Source organism: Paenibacillus sp. PL91 (assembly GCF_012935325.2).
In the GTDB taxonomy this organism is placed as follows: domain Bacteria; phylum Bacillota; class Bacilli; order Paenibacillales; family Paenibacillaceae; genus Pristimantibacillus.
Genome location: NZ_JABBYG020000004.1, coordinates 521687 through 539352, shown reverse-complemented (window position 1 = coordinate 539352; position 17666 = coordinate 521687). Strand labels below are relative to the sequence as shown.

The 17666-nt window shown below is 41.7% G+C and carries 21 protein-coding genes and 1 pseudogene; 6 read left to right on the top strand and 16 right to left on the bottom strand.

Translation table 11 applies throughout. The features are described 5' to 3' along the window. Positions 1-35: 35 nt before the first annotated feature. On the bottom strand, positions 36-341 hold the full coding sequence (locus HI950_RS36405; protein ID WP_169082275.1) for a diguanylate cyclase: 306 nt from the start codon (positions 339-341) through the stop codon (positions 36-38). 160 nt (positions 342-501) lie between these two features. Between HI950_RS36405 and HI950_RS13340 the strand changes: the two genes are divergently transcribed. The 3 genes from HI950_RS13340 to HI950_RS13330 all read left to right on the top strand — a co-directional run bounded on the left by HI950_RS13340 (position 502) and on the right by HI950_RS13330 (position 2876). Further along, positions 502-879, top strand: coding sequence for a MerR family transcriptional regulator (locus tag HI950_RS13340; RefSeq protein ID WP_169082276.1), 378 nt, complete (start codon positions 502-504; stop codon positions 877-879). Positions 880-985: 106 nt separating this feature from the next. Continuing rightward, positions 986-1747: an SDR family oxidoreductase gene (locus HI950_RS13335; RefSeq protein WP_169082277.1), complete on the top strand. Its 762-nt coding sequence runs from the start codon at positions 986-988 to the stop codon at positions 1745-1747. A gap of 427 nt (positions 1748-2174) precedes the next feature. Beyond that, the gene (locus HI950_RS13330; RefSeq protein ID WP_169082278.1) at positions 2175-2876 is read left to right on the top strand and encodes a copper amine oxidase N-terminal domain-containing protein; all 702 of its coding nucleotides are present in this window, start codon (positions 2175-2177) and stop codon (positions 2874-2876) included. 264 nt (positions 2877-3140) lie between these two features. Here the strand turns inward: HI950_RS13330 and HI950_RS35755 are convergent. The 9 genes and pseudogenes from HI950_RS35755 to HI950_RS13295 form a co-directional block, all read right to left on the bottom strand. Beyond that, positions 3141-3308 (bottom strand): annotated as a pseudogene (locus HI950_RS35755) (histidine phosphatase family protein); the annotation flags it as partial. Positions 3309-3316: 8 nt separating this feature from the next. Next, positions 3317-4075, bottom strand: a complete 759-nt coding sequence (locus HI950_RS13325) for a MerR family transcriptional regulator (protein ID WP_169082279.1) — start codon at positions 4073-4075, stop codon at positions 3317-3319. Continuing rightward, on the bottom strand, positions 4050-4976 hold the full coding sequence (locus HI950_RS13320; RefSeq protein WP_169082280.1) for a DUF2268 domain-containing putative Zn-dependent protease: 927 nt from the start codon (positions 4974-4976) through the stop codon (positions 4050-4052). Before HI950_RS13320 ends, HI950_RS13325 begins: the two co-directional genes overlap by 26 nt. A gap of 288 nt (positions 4977-5264) precedes the next feature. Next, on the bottom strand, positions 5265-5642 hold the full coding sequence (locus HI950_RS13315; protein WP_169082281.1) for a VOC family protein: 378 nt from the start codon (positions 5640-5642) through the stop codon (positions 5265-5267). A 108-nt stretch (positions 5643-5750) separates the two neighbouring features. Beyond that, a complete protein-coding gene (locus HI950_RS13310) occupies positions 5751-6413 on the bottom strand; it encodes a helix-turn-helix transcriptional regulator (protein WP_169082282.1) in 663 nt (220 codons plus the stop codon). A gap of 249 nt (positions 6414-6662) precedes the next feature. Beyond that, entirely contained in the window at positions 6663-6851 is a 189-nt protein-coding gene (locus tag HI950_RS36975) for a hypothetical protein (RefSeq protein WP_411268093.1), read from the bottom strand. A gap of 18 nt (positions 6852-6869) precedes the next feature. Next, the gene (locus HI950_RS13305; RefSeq protein ID WP_411268088.1) at positions 6870-7523 is read right to left on the bottom strand and encodes an aldo/keto reductase; all 654 of its coding nucleotides are present in this window, start codon (positions 7521-7523) and stop codon (positions 6870-6872) included. A gap of 43 nt (positions 7524-7566) precedes the next feature. Next, positions 7567-7899, bottom strand: coding sequence for an ArsR/SmtB family transcription factor (locus HI950_RS13300; protein ID WP_411268087.1), 333 nt, complete (start codon positions 7897-7899; stop codon positions 7567-7569). A 235-nt stretch (positions 7900-8134) separates the two neighbouring features. Further along, complete coding sequence (locus HI950_RS13295) at positions 8135-9199, bottom strand: DUF5050 domain-containing protein (RefSeq protein ID WP_169082284.1); 1065 nt, start codon at positions 9197-9199, stop codon at positions 8135-8137. A gap of 362 nt (positions 9200-9561) precedes the next feature. On the opposite strand from HI950_RS13295, the gene HI950_RS13290 reads away from it, so the two are divergent. After that, complete coding sequence (locus tag HI950_RS13290) at positions 9562-10146, top strand: RNA polymerase sigma factor (protein WP_169082285.1); 585 nt, start codon at positions 9562-9564, stop codon at positions 10144-10146. Further along, positions 10115-11083 carry a hypothetical protein gene (locus HI950_RS13285; protein ID WP_169082286.1) on the top strand — a complete coding sequence of 323 codons (969 nt, stop codon included), beginning with the start codon at positions 10115-10117 and terminating at the stop codon, positions 11081-11083. The genes HI950_RS13290 and HI950_RS13285 overlap by 32 nt, the downstream gene beginning before the upstream one ends. A gap of 185 nt (positions 11084-11268) precedes the next feature. Here the strand turns inward: HI950_RS13285 and HI950_RS13280 are convergent, their stop codons facing one another. From HI950_RS13280 to HI950_RS13270, 3 genes are all read right to left on the bottom strand, one after another. Beyond that, a complete protein-coding gene (locus HI950_RS13280; protein WP_169082287.1) occupies positions 11269-11787 on the bottom strand; it encodes a GNAT family N-acetyltransferase in 519 nt (172 codons plus the stop codon). Positions 11788-12188: 401 nt separating this feature from the next. Next, positions 12189-13052: an RNA polymerase sigma-70 factor gene (locus tag HI950_RS13275; protein WP_169082288.1), complete on the bottom strand. Its 864-nt coding sequence runs from the start codon at positions 13050-13052 to the stop codon at positions 12189-12191. Next, the gene (locus HI950_RS13270) at positions 13030-14331 is read right to left on the bottom strand and encodes an NAD(P)/FAD-dependent oxidoreductase (protein ID WP_169082289.1); all 1302 of its coding nucleotides are present in this window, start codon (positions 14329-14331) and stop codon (positions 13030-13032) included. The genes HI950_RS13275 and HI950_RS13270 overlap by 23 nt, the downstream gene beginning before the upstream one ends. A 477-nt stretch (positions 14332-14808) precedes the next feature. Here HI950_RS13270 and HI950_RS13265 point away from each other — a divergent pair, with 477 nt between their 5' ends. Next, entirely contained in the window at positions 14809-16155 is a 1347-nt protein-coding gene (locus HI950_RS13265) for a glycosyltransferase family 2 protein (protein WP_169082290.1), read from the top strand. A 372-nt stretch (positions 16156-16527) separates the two neighbouring features. On the opposite strand, the gene HI950_RS13260 is transcribed toward HI950_RS13265, so the two are convergent. Genes HI950_RS13260 through HI950_RS13250 form a run of 3 tightly spaced genes read right to left on the bottom strand, consistent with a single transcriptional unit; the run spans position 16528 to position 17638 of the window. Next, positions 16528-17097 (bottom strand): manganese catalase family protein, encoded by a 570-nt coding sequence (locus tag HI950_RS13260; protein WP_169082291.1) that lies wholly within the window; start codon positions 17095-17097, stop codon positions 16528-16530. 44 nt (positions 17098-17141) lie between these two features. After that, positions 17142-17405 carry a spore coat protein CotJB gene (locus HI950_RS13255; protein WP_169082292.1) on the bottom strand — a complete coding sequence of 88 codons (264 nt, stop codon included), beginning with the start codon at positions 17403-17405 and terminating at the stop codon, positions 17142-17144. A gap of 2 nt (positions 17406-17407) precedes the next feature. Next, the gene (locus tag HI950_RS13250) at positions 17408-17638 is read right to left on the bottom strand and encodes a spore coat associated protein CotJA (protein WP_169082293.1); all 231 of its coding nucleotides are present in this window, start codon (positions 17636-17638) and stop codon (positions 17408-17410) included. Positions 17639-17666 lie beyond the last annotated feature (28 nt).

Sequence of the window (17666 nt, the reverse complement as noted above, 5' to 3'; positions counted from 1 at the left end):
TTAGAGGCCGACCAACGAGATGGTCGACCTCTTTTTTACGTATTCGGTATAGCATCTTTCTTCATCCGATACATGCGGTCATTCGCTCTCTTATAGAGCCCAAGGAGCCGAAGCAGGTTCGCGGACAGCGTATCCTCAAGGATCGTGATGAGGCTGCTCGCCTGGACGCGATCATAAGCCAGTACGACGAATTCATCTCCGGTCAACCGCGCGACAAAATCAGAAATGCCGGCTGACTCGGACAATAACCGGGCCAGATGATGCAATACAAGGTCTCCCGCATGATGGCCATGGGTGTCGTTAATCGAGCAATTCTGTCCTTTATTTCGACTGCGGTCCATTGCGTTATCCTGCTCTTTAGCTTAATAAAATGAGCAGGCCACTGAAGCGCCTGCTTTATTCCTTCGACAGACTAAAATAATTTTTTGTTGACTTAAACCATGGTTTAAGTCGTATCATATTCCTGTCGACAATGAAAGATAAAATTTTGGAGGCCTCCAGATGAAGTATTGTTCAATTAGCGAAGCTTCAGCCAAATTCGATATTCCAGAATCAACGTTACGTTATTATGAAAAAAAAGGACTACTACCACTAATCGAGCGTGATGAAGCTGGGAGGCGGTTATTTTCAGAAGATCAAATTACGCTCCTTGAAATCGTTATTTATTTAAAAAACACGCACATGCCAATAAGTGGTATAAAGCAATATGTTGACTGGGTAGTAGAAGGAGATAACACCATTGAACTCCGACTTGGAATGATGAAGAATCACAAGCAAGCTGTGATAGCTGAAATTTCGTTGATGACCGAATCCTTAAAAGGAATTGACGTAAAAATTACACGTTATACAAAACGTACTCAGGAAAGAAAAGAAGAATGATAAGATGAAAAAGCATTAGTAACTGGCGCATATAAAGGAATTGGCTTTATTGCTTTGAAATTGATAAACAATTGTGTGAAGAAAATTATGGAGAAGAGGAACTATAATGAAACTTTCAGGAAATACAATACTTATTACAGGCGGAAGTTCTGGAATAGGATTAGCTTTTGCAGAGCGCTTTATAAAAGCTGGAAATAAAGTCATTGTTTGTGGACGACGTGAAAATGTACTTCAAAATGCGAAAGAAAAATCCCCTGGCCTTATTACTCGTGTAAGTAATTTGGATATTGAATCCGAGCGTGTAGCATTGTTTGATTGGGTATCAGCGAACTATCCAGAAGTGAATGTGTTAGTTAACAATGCAGGAATCCAACAACGCTTTAATGTGCTAAAAGCGGATGCAAAGAACAATTGGAGTTATTTCAGTAAAGAAATCACAACCAACATTGAAGCACCTTTCCATCTCTCTGTGCTGTTCGCTCCATTTTTTGCAACAAAAGAAGAGGCGACTATCATTAACGTGACATCTGGGTTAGCTTTTACGCCGTTTGCGATTGCTCCGATTTATTCAGCAACAAAAGCGGCGCTTCATTCATTTACAATGAGTCTAAGACACCAACTCTCTGATACGTCTGTAGAAGTGATTGAAGTTGCTCCTCCGGCAGTGAATACAAATTTAGGTGGAGCGGGGTTACATATCCAAGGAGAACCATTAGATGCCTTCGCAGATGGAATTTTCAAAGGATTAGAAGAGGGTAAAAAGGAAATTGGATATGGTACTTCTGTGAATCGCTTACGCATGTCACGAGATGAAGTCGACGAGTACGCTGAAAAGATGTATAAGGCCACGAAAAACACAATTGAATAACTACACTCACGAAAAAGGTGCTACCATTGTGTAGGTGCTTTTCCGAAATTATTAATCAAAATGACAGTTTGTTTTGACTTCGCATTGTCATATAAAAAAGCAAAACTCGCCGCAGTGTTGGCGAGTTTTCTTTATTGTAGTTATCTATTCCTTATTCAACTAAACTGCCCGTTAGTTTAACAAGGAAATGGAGCAACTTCCGCAGCAAACCCTTGTTTGTTTAACTATCCTTATGGCAATGGCGGTGATAAGTTTATGAAAAACTAGGGTTGGTTTTTGTAACAATTCGTCTTACTAACTGCTTGATCAAATGCACAGGGAGTGTTCTAAGCTTCCGATTGTTTAAGGTAACTTTTTAAGGAGCACTGCGTCTATAGTTTGTAGAAATGAAAACCAGTTTTGTTAAATTGAGAGGAGTTTTTTTATAATGAAAAAAAAAGTATTACTTACTGTTTTGTGTACGCTTCTGTCGGTAAGTATGATTTTTCATGTAGCGTATGCAAGTGGTGCAATAAAAATTGTTGTAAATGGTAAAACCGTTGCAGCGGATGTAGCACCACGAATGATTAACTATCGTGTTATGGTACCAATCAGTTTTGTTTCTAAGGCGCTTGGAGCAGATGTTACATGGGATCAGAAAACGCAGACGGTTGGAGTTAAGAGCTATGGAATTACGCCTGTGGATGTTTGGAAAGAAGATGGTAATCTTATTCAATTTGACATGGCTGCTATTAATAATACTGTACAGGTATTTATGGCTGGAATGGACCAAGGTTTACAAGACCTCATTGAAAAATCCGTTACAAGTGATTTGGATGTAAAAAAATTGGCGGAATCACATTTTTCAATGGGACCAACCATGTTTTCTACTCAGATTGTCGATATAAGAAGATTGAAGGTGGCACAAGGGAAACCTTCAGAATTTCAAGTTAAAGTAGCGGTTCAAACTTGGACGCTAGATGACATCACAACCCTCGATCATTGGGACCTTACTGTAGTTCAAAGTGGCGTTTCTAATAAAATGGGGTATATAGTGAAAAAAATAGGAGAAGGAACTTCAACTAAGGTAGCTGAACATCGTGTATTCCCTGGATTTACTTACAAAATAGATCCGTTTTCGTCCAAATGAGTACCGGAATCTTTGCTCCCACCATTAGTAAACGAAATAAGCGAGGTTTGGCCGCTAATCAGTTTTACTGTTGCAATTCAACAGCGGCCTCCTCAGTTCCAGTAGTAGAGGCAAGGGATGTGTGACTTACAAGGAGTAATTAGTCGAAGTTTCTACGTTAACCTGCCCGTTACCTTAACGAGGCTGCCTTTTCAACCGGCAGCCTCGTCTTGATGTTTATTGAGCTATAGTTCTCCGTTAGTTCAATGAAATCACTAAGAATCACTAAGAGTTACTCCATAGCCTCTCTGTATTTGTTAAAACTCCTTCATCAAATTCCATCCTGTAGATATCAGGTTTTGATGTCTTTAATAAGAAGTCCAAGTCGAACTGCGTATCGAAGTATCTCATCATCATTGTCATAACGGCTCCATGAGTTCCAATAGCTACTTTCTTACCATTCACTGAAATGATTGCCGATTGATATTATGCATTATTGCACTGTAAAGAAAATCTGCAAAATCCTCATTGCTATATTGATTAAAATAGTTTTTGAATCGTGCATCGAATTTGTAGGTATGAGCCATGCAAGCCAGTAACTCTGCATCACATGTCATGAATTGCATTAAAATTTTTTTCCACTCCTCGATTAGTCGCTGAACTTCATCGGAAGAAGGTTCTTGATAGACACAAGGCGCTATTTGTTTGAATATTTCCTCCATGGATTGAAAACGTTCCTCTTTATCATCTAGTGATAATTTTTCCAACGTTTCATTAAACTCTTTATACGTTTCTGTTTCACCATAAATGAATCTCGCCTCATTTGCATATTGTTCATTCAATGGCAAAACGGAAGAATGGTTGAATATTTGCAAATTGCTAATATCTTTCCCCGAAACGTATTCTTCGAGAGCTACCATGATGGTTTCTAGTCTTTGTTTTCTCGATAATAAGGTTTGTCGCTGCTTCTTTATTATTTGTTTCTGTTCTTGCCGGGTTAGCTTTAAAATATCCGCAATTTCTTTCAAGGAAAAATCCAATTCCTTCAAGAATAAAATCGTTTGAAGCTTTTCCAAACTGCTTCGATCATATAGGCGATAACCTTTTTCCGTCAGATGCGTCGGTTTAAATAAATCAATTCTATCGTAATAATGCAGGGTCCGGCCTGTAATGCCTGTAATCTGAACAATATCTTTAACGGCTAATAATGGTTTCTTCATCCCAAAATCCTTTTACTTCGTCTAGTATTTGAGCAGCAGGCGTTATGGTGGCCTCAAAGATCGTATTCCCCGTTTTTCTTAAATAATATTGGATTAAATAATAGCCGCAAGCGTAACCCGCGCTATAAGGCATATTGACCGGTTCAAAGTTTTGAAGCTTAGCAATCTCGTCACCGTAAAGATAGGGAGCAAATTTATCAAACCCGGTTAGTTGCAATTGCTCTCTAAGCACAGGCTTTATGCGTCCGTTAAGTGTTTCTGCGTTTGTTTTCGTTACCCAAGGGCCTAGGAACTCTTCTCCAAACATGAACGTAGAAAAGTTTTCAGCTAATCCTTCACTTACAATTAGCTCGCCCAAATTAACGGTGTGATCCCACTGAATAAATTGATATCGCACATTATGGTTGCATTCGTGCGCCAGCGCAACCTTCATTCGAGGAATCGTGTACTCATTGGGCAAGAGTGAACCCGTGATAAACCCAGGAATGCCCCCAAAGCCACTATATCCTTCATTTATTGCTAAGGCACGGCTTTCCGGATTCCCTAGTAGTATGGTAAACAAATATTCGGACACGGGTAGACTTATTTCATGTTCGATAAATAGACGGAGGCTTTTCCTTACAGCTTGCTCACACTCTGACCAAAAAGTCTCTGACGAAATCAACTCTATCTCAGGTGAGATTTGTTGGGTAATCTGATTAGGGGATCGATGCACCATATTATTCATCGTAATAACGTCAAAACCATTCGCCTCTTCAGCTCTAAAAGGGATCTGTTGAATTTGCCATTGTTTCATAAAAGGAGCCATCATTTCGTTTCTGAATAACTCAAGTTTTTCCTCGGGCGCAGCTTGGGCAACTTTTTGATAAATGTGGTCTGAACGCAATGTTTTTATGTTCATATCTCTCACTCCTAGTTATATATTCATAGAGAATTGTGCACTATAACCTAACGTCAGAGTCAAGAACTTTGAATCAAATACATGGTGCTTTATCAGATACCTACCAGTTAATTTCAGCATACTCTTAAAACTATCTTGCCCGTTAGCGTAATGAAGCAGCCGATCATTGTGGTCGGCTGCTTCCGTGTTTTTATTGAACTATCGTACCCGTTCGTAAAGTCGATCGAATATCTCAGGTTCAGTCCTAGTTTTTTCATTCTCGAATTCGCTAATAGTGGTTCTCTCCTCTTAAACGACAAGACTAATTAAATTGCCATCGGGGTCCTTTACAATCGCGTAGCGCTCCCCCCAAGGCGTATCCCGTGGCCCGCGATGTCCGATATATCCATGTACCGTCAATTGACGGTACAATTCATCCAGCGCTTCGCGGCTGTCAAACTGAAATGCGAGCTCTATTCGATATCCAACAGGCTCTTCCCAGCCGTCCAAAACGACCTGCGCCGATTCCCATGTGCCGAATGCCAAGCGAATTCCGGTATGCTCCACCTCAACGTGATGTTCTTCGTTGGCGCTTTCAGGTATTTCGAGTCCCAACATACGGTAGAAATCCAAAGCCCTTTTCATCTGTTCCACGAAAATCGCGACTCTCTTTAACTTAACCGTCATACTTCGTAACTCCCATCATTGTGATTTATTTTTCACCCCCATTGTAACGATTGTATCGACTTTCAATATAGTAAAAAACGGACTTCTTATCCCTTTTTAGTCAGTCTTTTAAGAGGCAACCCATAGTAACGCGCTCAATCCGATCTCCCTATCGAAAACCCTTCTTAGATGTCTTTCGCTGAAATGAACCTTATCCGCTAGATTCGTTACGGAAAGATTCCCTTTGTAGACATACATAAGCTGCATGCTTTGGTACACCAAAGAAGAAGTAGGCATATCGCTGTCAGTCAGCTTTTGGCATAATTTATGCTCGACAATTTCAATGATGTCCGAGGTTGTCTTTGCGTTCAGGATTTCTTCGACCCAATACAGCCCTTCAAGGCCCCAGACCTCTTCCAGAAAGACAGGATGTTCCATAAACGCTGAGAGTGGAAATTTTAATATATCCCGGGCTGATTCCGAATAAATCCGAATGCCGAATATCGAACGAACTTCAGAGAAATGCAAAATTTCAGATCGAGTCGCCAGCCCTACGACATAGGCGGCCTTCCGGCTTGAAGGAGAAAGAAGATTCACAACGATATCGACGCAACCATCCGGTATGATCCGATGCCACTGATGCTCCGACACGGGCTGAAAATCCATTGTCCAAAAGGAAGCAACATGCAATTCCAAGCGGCGATTTGGCGTATATTCCCGGCAACGATACCAAGGGCGATGCAATTCCGGCTGCAGTATGGGCGAATGTATAGGTCGGTAGGGATGAGTCATCTTAACCTCTCCTTATTCCACAATATTTTGTTCCATCGCTCTTATTATACTTCAGTTAATCGAAAACTCTGCTTACTGTGATACGGATTATTTAATTATTAATAAACTAATCTGCCCGTAGGTGAATAAAGGCAGCCGATCGGTTCTTGCCGGCTGACTTTTGTCTTTATTATGCTATCATTCTTCGTTAACTCAGTTAATCTTGCTCATTGAGCGATGTCGGATGACGAGATAACAGAATAGTCAGATTTATTTCATAAAAAACTTCATCATCTTTATATAAAATGGATTAACCAAATAACCAGTCGGATTTACCGAATACCTTTTGCCCGTATTCAATCGATCTATTTTTTCTATTTCTTTTTCTGTTAATTCAAAGTCGAATATCTCACTATTTTCTTTTATTCTTCGGGAGTTTGAGGATTTTGGGATCACAATAATCCCCCTTTGTAAATGTCAACGCAAGATGACTTGAGCCACCGACTTATTGTGATGAAAGGCGATTTCGGTCAACTCCGGACGATCAAGCAACGCTTTATTTCCTTGCCCCAATGGTCCCCAGGCTTCATGCAAAATCCGATGCCGAGCAAGATATTCGTGTAATTCGTTTTGTGGAAACTCCGGATGAGTCTCGATTTGATTAATCATCGGCGGAATCCTGGAATGCTTCATTACATTCTCAAGGTGGTGAATCTCAAAATTCGCAACACCGATCACCTTTATTTTTCCCTCCGAATATAACTCTTCCATAGCCTTCCATGCTTCCAGATAATGAGGACCGGCAAAATGAATCAGGTACATATCAAGGTACGTTACATTCAGTTTTTTACAGGTTTGTTCAAAGGCCTTTTTTGTCGCTTCATAGCCGAGGTCAGTGGTCCATACTTTTGAGGTAATAAAGAATTGTTCTCGAGGAATCCCACTATTTTGAAGTTCTCGTCCTAATTCTTCTTCGTTTCCGTATATTTTAGCTGTATCGAAATGACGATAACCTACACGAATAGCCTCGTGAATCGCCATTTCAAATTCTTTCCCATTTTTTATTTTATACACGCCAAAGCCCAGTTGGGGAATTTTATAGCCATTCACCGCTTCGATTACTTTGTTCATTTTCGTCCCCTCCCTTGCTTAAAGAAAAATAATCCGACATGGTTCATTCGCATTGCGAAAGTAGCATCTCGATTTGTTCCACGAGATTTTTCAGCAACTTGAGCTTGCTTTTGGTGTCCTGACGATAATAGTTAATAGTCCCTTCTTTACGAACGCTTATAATTTGCGTATCTTTCAAAACTTTCAGATGATGAGATACGGCTGGACGGGAAAGATGGGTTTTTTCCTTAATCTCGCCCACTCGCATTCCTGGCACTTGTTGTCCTTGAATCAAGGTCAAGAGAATGGCTTGCCTGGTCTCATCCCCGATAGCGGTTAATACCTTTTGATTTTTTTTAAATTCATCTGCGAGATTCGCCGCAACCACCTGTTTCACATTCGTTCCCCCCATCGACAATTCAATTGTTTAATTTCTTGGACGAATAAAGGATATCACGATCCTTTATTCTGTACCATATTGGGAAAGATAATCGAGACCCAGATTTTTCCTTGCATATATACCTACTTTGAACTAAACTGCCAGTTAGCTTAACAAAGAAATGGAGCAGCTGCCGCAGCAAACTGCTCCTTGATTGTTCAACTATCGTGTCCCGTTAGCTCAATCGCGTTCTTCATTCAACAATGATCTCTTCAACGCTTGAGACATCAGGATTATAAAAGAAAATCTTGTTGCTTATGATGTGAAGGTAAAAAGTTTTTTCGTCGTTGAGCTTTTGAGTCGTATGGTCGACAAGGTTTATTCGAAACAATTTCTTGCTATATTCTGAATAATTACTGTAATAAAGCCAGTCACCTTGCACGTTAATATTGCGAGCATTGTGGTCCGAGATTTTGGTTAAAGACGTCCCGTCTGTCCCCATTGAATAAAGCTGCTCATTTAAATTAAAGAATAATGAACGCTCCTTTACGTCAACCCACGCGATGTAGCTGCCATCTACCAATTTCTTTTTATTGCTACCGTCAGCATCCATAACGAATAATTTGCGACCATCAATTGTATAAAAAATTTTCCCACCAGATACAGCTAAACTTGATACACCATAATAAAGCTTTTGGTTAACAATGTTAATATAGCCCACATACTTCTCATCACTGACTTTTTGGTTATAAGAGCCATCTATCTTTTCTTTATACAGTTTGCCATTGTCCCGTTGATTATTGAAATAAATCCATTCTTTGTCGGTCGCATACCAGCCACTGTTGTTTAAGTTACCAATGGAATTTCCACTGGCTGCATGGGATTGTTCTGAATCATCCGTCGTTCTGATCGATACACGATGGCTTTCGTAATTTACGGATGCTCCCAACGCTTCAGATAAAAAACGAAGCGGTACCAACGTTCTCCCCTTTATTAATTTTGGAGCAGCTTTAAGCGAGAAATGCTCCTGATTTTTTTTGACGATTGTAGAGCCGATGCTTAACGTGACCGTTATGGCTCCTTTCGATAAGGAAATCTCGTTGTTCTTCCAAAATGTTATTTTGCCCCCTAGTTCATCCACTATAGAACGGATTGGAACAAAAACCATTCCTTGATCAATAATAGGCTTTACATCAAAATTCATTACATGATCATTTACAATAACGATGGTAGATTGGTTATCAGCCGAATTTGCATAACTCGTCCCCGAGCTTAGTAAACAAAAGGACAAGGGAAGAACGAAAGCCCATTTCCTCAATATAAACACCTCATAGTAATGAATTTATATACAAGGTTTAGACGATATAGGTAACAAAATGTTTCCATTCTCACACAAACAATAGACAAACACTGTTATGTTAAACTGCCCGTTAGCTCAACGAGGCTGCCGTTCTATGCCAGCCTCGTCTTGTGAATGTTAAGCTATAGTTTGCATCCTCAGTCTTTTTTCGCTTATACAATAACGTTCCTTGCCACTACTTTGTTCACTATTAAACTTTTAAGAAACCGCAGTTAATGACTCATTCAGTTTTTATCAAATGAATTTTCTTACACTGTCACATTTGCACTTTCAAAATTGTTATACAGGTATTAGGGGCCCCACACAAGAAAGGAGTTCATATGGATATAAATGAACAAACGCAGCCGCTAAACGCTGAGCAAATCGAAGAGATCGTAATAGCTATACAGACGGGGCGTGTAGAACAGTACCGTTTGCTTGTCCTCCATTTTCAGAGAAGAATGCATCTTTACTGTTACCACATGCTTGGCAATCGTGTGGAATCCGAAGATGCTGTACAGGAAGTTTTCTTGAAATGTTACCGGATGATCGAAAAATATAGAAACTCCATCTCATTTGCTGCATGGATGTATAAAATCGCGTATCACCATTGTTTGAATCTGATTAAAAAGAGAAAAGTCCAGCAGCGCCTTATATCTTTTATTAAGCTAGAGCGGAAAACCGAAACTCCTCCTCATTATTCTACTTTAGTAGAAGAAATCCTAGATGGCTTATCCGCAGGAGATCGTCAGTTATTGATTCTGAGAACATTGGAGGAACGAAGTTTCACGGAAATATCTGAAATTACGGGGTCAACTTCGATTACCTTACGGAAAAAATTCGAACGCATTAAGAAAAAGATCAATAAGAAACATATTCGAAAGGAGTTTTCCGATGAAAAACAATCAATTTTCCAGGAAAGTTGAAGTATTAGATCAATTCAAGCGTTCGGCAGAACGTAATGCTCCTGAGTTTATCGACTTCTCTGAACGAATTATGAATCATTTTAAAACAGATCACGATTTAACCGGCTGCAAAGTTTCTAGTATTCGCATCCGAAAACGGAATAGAACTGCTTTTACCTTGGCCGCTGTTGTCATGTCCATTGTTTTACTAAGCGGATTTACTTATGCTGCTGTTGAGGGCTGGCTCTCTCTTAAAGATCGTAACAGCAATACAGTTATGCATATAATTCAAACGGATTTACAAGTTCCTGAGCAGCATGATCGAATTTTGAATACTTTGAGATCTAAACTAAATCCAGGTGAATCCGCAACAGTAATATTCGGACAAGAAGCGATTGACGCTGTAAAGCGAGGCGAATTACCTACATCTTCTTCTACTATAGTGCGAGGTTTTTCATACCTATCCACTCATGCACTTGCACCTCAGCTACGGGATGTAATGAGCAACATTAAGTTGCCCAGCGACACAATTCAAGATGCTAATCTGACAGAAGCTGAACTTGTTCCCGAAGCTAGAATCCCAAAGTCAGTTCGGTGGATAGAAGCAACTGATGCAACGACAGGTTACCCATATGCTTACCAAACGGGCGGCGTCACAGATAAAATAACTTTTGTGATGTTACACTACAAAGATGGTGACACGACTTATCGGATAAGCATTGGCAGCAGTCAGCAATCTACATTACAATTTTCCGATAGCAGCCCGTCATCGTCGCAAATTTATAATGTTGCGGGAACACAAGTTTACAACTACAAGGACAGCAAAGATGATTTCCTTATCTGGAGCCAACAAGTAAGTGGAGGAAGCCTGGTTTATTCCCTGATGAGTACAACTGTTGATTTAAAAAAGAAAATTTCTTTTGCTGATGCAGTCATAACAGCATACACTGAGAAATAGTAAGTTATTTCAATAGAAAGAGGATTCATCATCCCCGATCTTTTAGTCTTATCTTAAATGTTTGAGTATTTCTGTTCTCTGTTAACGAAATACTACTACTTCACAACATTTCAAGTATTGTTTCCTGCAGCAGGCTGCTGATAATATCGGTAGCCTGTTTTCATTGTACTATCGTACCCGTTAGCTCAATGCTCCATTCCTTTAACACTCCATAAATATCTAAACTGAATTAATTCTTTACCTCTACTTATTAATCTCTCTGCTCCATCACGAACAAAGCCTTGCTTTTCATAAAAACGGATTGCATTGGGGTTTTCCCTTAACACCCAGATTGCTACTGTAGTGCATCCAAAAGTTTTTAATTTCTCTATACCCCATTTTAGGAGCGTCTTTCCAAGGCCAATGCCTCTATATTTTTGAAGCAGGTAAATTGCCGTTATTTCTCCGCTGTGACTTTGTATATCATCGTCACTACAAGCTTTTAATACAATACAACCCACAGTTTTTTTATCAATAAGCGCAATAGCTACATGTTCTTCTCCTTGTGTAAGAACTGTATGAAAATACTCCTCTCTAACTTTGGAGGTGACTTGATTAAGGTATTCATCGGGAATTATCCCTTGATAAGCATTGCGGTAAGCCTCAGAGTGGACAAGACCTAGCTCTTGGTTATCCTCCAGTTGAGCCCAACGTATTTCAATCATATAACTTCTCCTTGAACCAGATATTAATAGTAAATTTCGCCAAAGTTTTTCAAGTTCCTTTTTCGAATATTCTGTCCGTTACTTCAATGAAAAAAGAGGAACTGCATCGCTGCTAGCTCCTCCACTATCGTTTCCCGTTAGCGTAGCGATCTGGCCATTCTTCGCAGGACGGCCTTTCTGAGTTGTTTTTTCTTTAATACGTTAAACATACAAGAGAGAGGGGTTACTCTTGATTTGCGCTCAAAGTAACCCTAAGCCTATGTTGAACCGATGAAAACCGTGACTTGTTTGAAAATATGGTACGGTTCTCATTAACAGGTTTACCGGCGAAAAAATGAAAGGAGTGCCTCGGCAGCTCCTTTCGTAGAATTTTACTATACAGCTCTTTTTAAGTAGTGATTCTATAGATGTCTTAACTTTTCCGGATTTGCGACAGTATAAATCGCTTCGATCTTATGATCTCGATAAGCAAAAGAATAAACATATTGAATCCCTTCATCCAAACGAATGCGGATTCCGGGGAGCCCATTCACCATGAGGAACGAGTACGTAAATTTACCCGCATGCATGTTGATCACATTTTGATGAAGCTTCAGCACTTGCTCAAACCCGACAACAGGCACTTGTGCCGCGCTTACTTTGCCTCCGCCGTCCGAGTAGAGCACAACATTCTCACTAACCAGTTCAAGAAGCTTCGTCGTATTTCCTTGCAACAGCGAATTCACAAACTCTTTAATCTTATCCTCCGCAATGGAAACCGACGGTTGTTGGTCCGGGTCGAAATGGATGCTTTTTTTGGCGCGGTGGAAAATTTGCCGGCAATTCGCACTGCTTTTCCCGACTATATCGGCAATCTCCTCAAACGAATAATGAAAAATCTCTCGAAGAAGAAAAACCGCCCTTTCCGTTGCACTCAATTGCTGCAGAAGCAGAAGGTAAGCCGTGGAAATCGACTCCGACCGCAAATACCTATTAGATGGATCGTTGTCCGAAGCCCCTTTTTCAATCAGGGGCTCCGGAAGCCATGGACCGACGTACATTTCCCGTTTTTTGGCTGACGAGCGCAGAAGATCAAGACAACGATTCGTTACGATTTTGTATAGGAATGCCCTTTCGTTACGGATTGTCCCGACGTCGTACATTCCGTCATAGCTCAAAAAAGCATCTTGTACGATATCTTCCGCATCCATGACGCTGCCGAGCATTCGATAGGCTAACGAAAACAGCTCCGTTTTATGACGTTTATATAATTCCTCTATGCTCATTAAAGGCTTTCCTCTCCTTACTCTCAAGGGAGAGCATGTGTTGTATGGCTCTTTTGGCGCTTGCCGTCGCGGCATCAACCAATACTTCACCGTGCGACGCCCATTCTCCTGCTACATATAATCCTTGTATTTCCGGGACAGCGGGTCCAGGATTCTCATGACGTTTCATATGCATAAAGTCGTGACAAACCGTCATTTTAGGAAGGTATTGCTTGACAATCAATTCTTCCCGCCATCCCGGCTGCATCAAATCCAGCACGCCTTCCAGTTCTTTCAAATCTTTATCCGGGTCCGGTTCTTTCCCTTGGTACTTAATGAGCGATATGACTTGCGCGCCATCGTCGCTTAGATAAGCCGCACGCGAATAATTGCTAAGAAGCACGGTCTGATCAATCCCGTAAGCAAATTGTTGTTTAGGCTTGGGAAGTCGTTTCAAGGCCACATCCAGGCAAGCCGCGGTGACCTCAATCGCTTGTTCTTTCCAGGTATGAAGGGCGGTTTTTTCTGCAAAGGGCACCAACTCATTGGCAATAGAAGGCGATGTGGCAAGGATAACATGGTACGTATCGATTTTCGTTCCGTCTTCAAAGAGAACCTGCCGCACGATCCCGCCACGGGTATCGATGGACGAGACTTTGGTATTTGTTAATAACCGCACTCCCAAGTCGGATGCCTTTTTCCGCAATTCCTCGATCAATTCGCCCCAGCCACGATCCAGGTACAACGCGCCTTTAAGGGCATTCTGCAGCTGTTTCAATACAGGACCCGCGGCTGGCAAATCCGGCCCGACCACATAACTGGCGGCACGAAGTAACGAATAAAAGATATTGCGCACCATGGGATCTCGCAAATTCCCTTCTACCCATTCGCGGATACTGATCCGGTCAAATTGACGAGTATCCGCTTTTTTAACTTTCATAAGACAGGAAGCAAACTCCATCTTTCCATTCCAAGACAACAGCGGGGTCGTAAACAAGGATTTCATATCCGAAGGCAAGGTGTTCAATTTCCCTTTCCAAACGCCATAAGCGAACGATGAAGGCCGCTTTCCTTGCAAGGTCAGCCCCAATTCCCGGAAAGTCGCGTACGCATCTCCCTTATACAGGGAATGCGCGCCCAAATTGAAGTAAGCTCCTTTTTTCTTATTGGAAATGGCTCGGCCGCCTAAGCGATTCTGTTTTTCAATGACCACCGTTTGTTTCCCGGCTATGGCTGCGTAAATTGCTGCGGTTAAACCCGCTATCCCTCCACCAACCACGACCACATCAACCTTTTGCATCGCTCATCATCCCTTTCAAATTTTACCTGTATGACGGGCAAGGGATGTGAAGTGTGACAGAAAAGCAAAAAAAAATTTAAGGGAAATCTCCTCGGTTAACCGGAATTAATATTCAACTATCCTGCCCGTTTAATGACGCAGCCAGGAATTCGGAAGTTAATAGCAGCTGTTAAGAGCCGGAACGCCGTATTCTTTCACCAAACACAGGGACACAAGACCACTTTCCATTCGTGAAAATCAAGGTTTCGACTGATTCGTAACAGAATGTATAATCTGTTACGTTTCAACCACTAAAAACCACACCTATTCAAAGGCGGTTAATTAAACTATCGTTCTCGTTACTTTAAGAAACACTGCAACAACGAATTGTTTTATCTGATTATTGTGGTATTTCTACCTTCTTCAGTCTTGTATACCCTCTTAATCGCCTCCCTCTCCGAATGCTCTATTGGAATCGAATAATTGGAGAGTGGAAACATGCAGAATAAATTGATTACTAACAGAATTCATGACAATCAACTTACACGTGCTGATGTACCGTACGTAGGTAAATTTCGGATAAGCCAGATGGTAGCTATCGGTTGGCTTTTATTCGTCATCTGGCTGTCCCAGCCGTGGATCCATCAATTATCACAATCAACAGGCATGATCGCCGCCTATTTGATTATTGCGGGTATTGCCTATTTACCTGGTTATATCAGTGCATTCACTTTGACCAGCTTGTTAATGGACAAGAAGGCAAAGCTCCCTACAGAGAACCCTTCCATTCCAATCACAATATTGATCGCAGCCAGGAATGAAGAAATGGGAATCGGTGAAACGCTTGAACACATCGCACGGCAAGAATACTTAGGACATATTAAAATTATTCTCATTGATAACGGCTCTACGGATGGAACCGTGGTAACTGCCCGGCAAACCGCAGAGCGGATGGGACTGTCCCTGATTATTCTTCATGAGGAAATCCCGGGAAAACATAACGCTTTAAACCGCGGCTTGAAAGAAGTAAACACTCCTTATTTGATTACACTGGATGCAGATACGTTCTTGCACCCTCTCGCCATTCGGTTTTTAGCTGCAAAGCTGCAGAGCTCAAGCCCTGACGTTCATGCTGTTGCAGGCTCTCTGCTTGTACAGAATAATCGAGGTTCGTTTCTGGCCCGCATTCAGGAATGGGAATATTACTTAAGTATCGCTTCAATCAAACGAATGCAAAGTATTTATCAGTCCACCCTAGTAGCCCAAGGAGCCTTCAGCATCTTTCGCTCGAATGCGGTCAAAGCAGCTGGAGGTTGGCCGGATTCCATCGGCGAGGATATCGTCCTAACGTGGAAATTTTTCGAGAATCATGGACGTGTATGCTTTGAGCCGGCCGCTATCGCTTTTACAGAAGTTCCTGAATCTTTCGTCCATCTAATCCGGCAGCGTAAACGATGGGCGCGAGGAATGATTGAAGCACTCAAACAAGTTTCCCCTTGGAAGATCCAGAACCCGACAAGCCGGTTTTTTACAGGTCTCGATTTGGTCGTTCCTTATATAGACTTGGCCTATACCTTTATTTGGATACCGGGGTTAGTTTTATGCGCTTTCGGATATTATGGAGTGGTCGGGCCCAATGCCATCTTAGTATTACCTGTGACACTGATCATTTTTTATTTACTTAATTTGTATCAGAAAAGACTGTTGGGACAACTGGGCATCCATCAAAAGAAAAGCTTTGTAGGGCTGTTGGGTTTTATATTCTTGTTCCAAATGATCATCGCCCCAGTGGCTCTATCCGGTTATGTGGAAGAGATTTTCAAGCAAAAGCGCGTATGGAAATGACGTCTGAAATTCAATCTTACGCTTAATTATTGATAATTCATAACTCCTCATTGAACCTGTTAGTCGCAGATTTATCCCATCATAAAAACTTGAATCTGAAAAGGTATCATTGTTCACGCTAATTGACGAATCATTAAACCGTCAATGGCGTGAGTGCTTGCATGCCGATCACTAAGGTGATGCTGCGGTGAGGTTCTGCAATAGCAGCCTCTTCAGCAACACCACTGCCTGCAACGTCATTATCTAATTCCGTTAGCCGGTTTTCTTGACCATCTAAGTACGTCTCTCTTGTCAGATCTAAAACAAAATATCAAATATTACTACAACAAAAAAACCTCCCCACAGCCACTTCCACTGCAGAGAGGCTTACCTCTAATAAAAAATCTTCTCATCCCGCTTATCCTTAAGAATCTCCACCGCTTCCCGGAACCGAAGCGAATGCACGATCTCCCGCTCCCGAAGGAACTTCAAGCTGTCCTGCAGATCGACGTCATCCGTCAAATCAATCAGCCATTGGTAAGTAGCCCGCGCCTTCTCCTCCGCCGCAATATCCTCATACAGATCCGCAATCGGATCTCCTTTCGCTTGGATGTAGGAAGCCGTCCATGGGACGCCATTTGCATTCTCGTAGAACAAGGCGCTGTCATGAGCCGCAAAGTGAGCACCGAGTCCTGCCGCTTTCAGTTGCTCCGGCGTAGCATCTTTTGTCAATTTATATATCATTGTAGCAATCATTTCCAAATGTGCAAATTCCTCAGTTCCTATGTCGGTAAGCAGTCCGATTACTTTGTCAGGTATCGTGTAACGCTGGTTCAAATAACGCAGCGCAGCTGCGAGCTCCCCATCGGCACCGCCATACTGCTCCATGAGGAACTTGGCCATCAAAGGATCGCATTTGCTAACGCGTACCGGATACTGCAATTTTTTCTCATACACCCACATGCACGGTTACCTCCTCCAAAATAGATGCTTGCTAAACCCGTCCATTAAACCTGCCATGGCCACGGGGTATCATTCCAAGACCAAGGCGTACCGGATAAGCTTTGGCCGAAGTTTTTCAAGGGACCATATTTAGATTCATAACGATGAGCGATTTGCTGCCTTAACTTTGCATATTGATTGTATTGCTGTATCGCACTTGCATCCATCGGATGCGTATCCAAATATAAATTCAGCTCCACCAAAACAAAATCAACGGCCTGCAGCTCGTGCAGCAGCTTGTAATATTCCTCGTTCAATACGATGCTCACTGTTAGTCCCCCTCTTCCTCTCTGACGTTTTTCGAGCCATAAGGACTGTATAAAGCCGGCCAGAGTGTTCCATATTTCAAGGCTTCGAAGGGAGTGAATTGCTGCAAATTAGGGGGTTGGAAGGGAATAAACAATTGTGGCGGTGTGCTGTAGCTTTTTACTAATATCGGCGGGCATGGATCAAGCGGACTGACAAAGGGCTTATAATATCGAACCTGATCATTCGCGTTCACATGGATGTCTCCTCTCGCAATGTTCTTC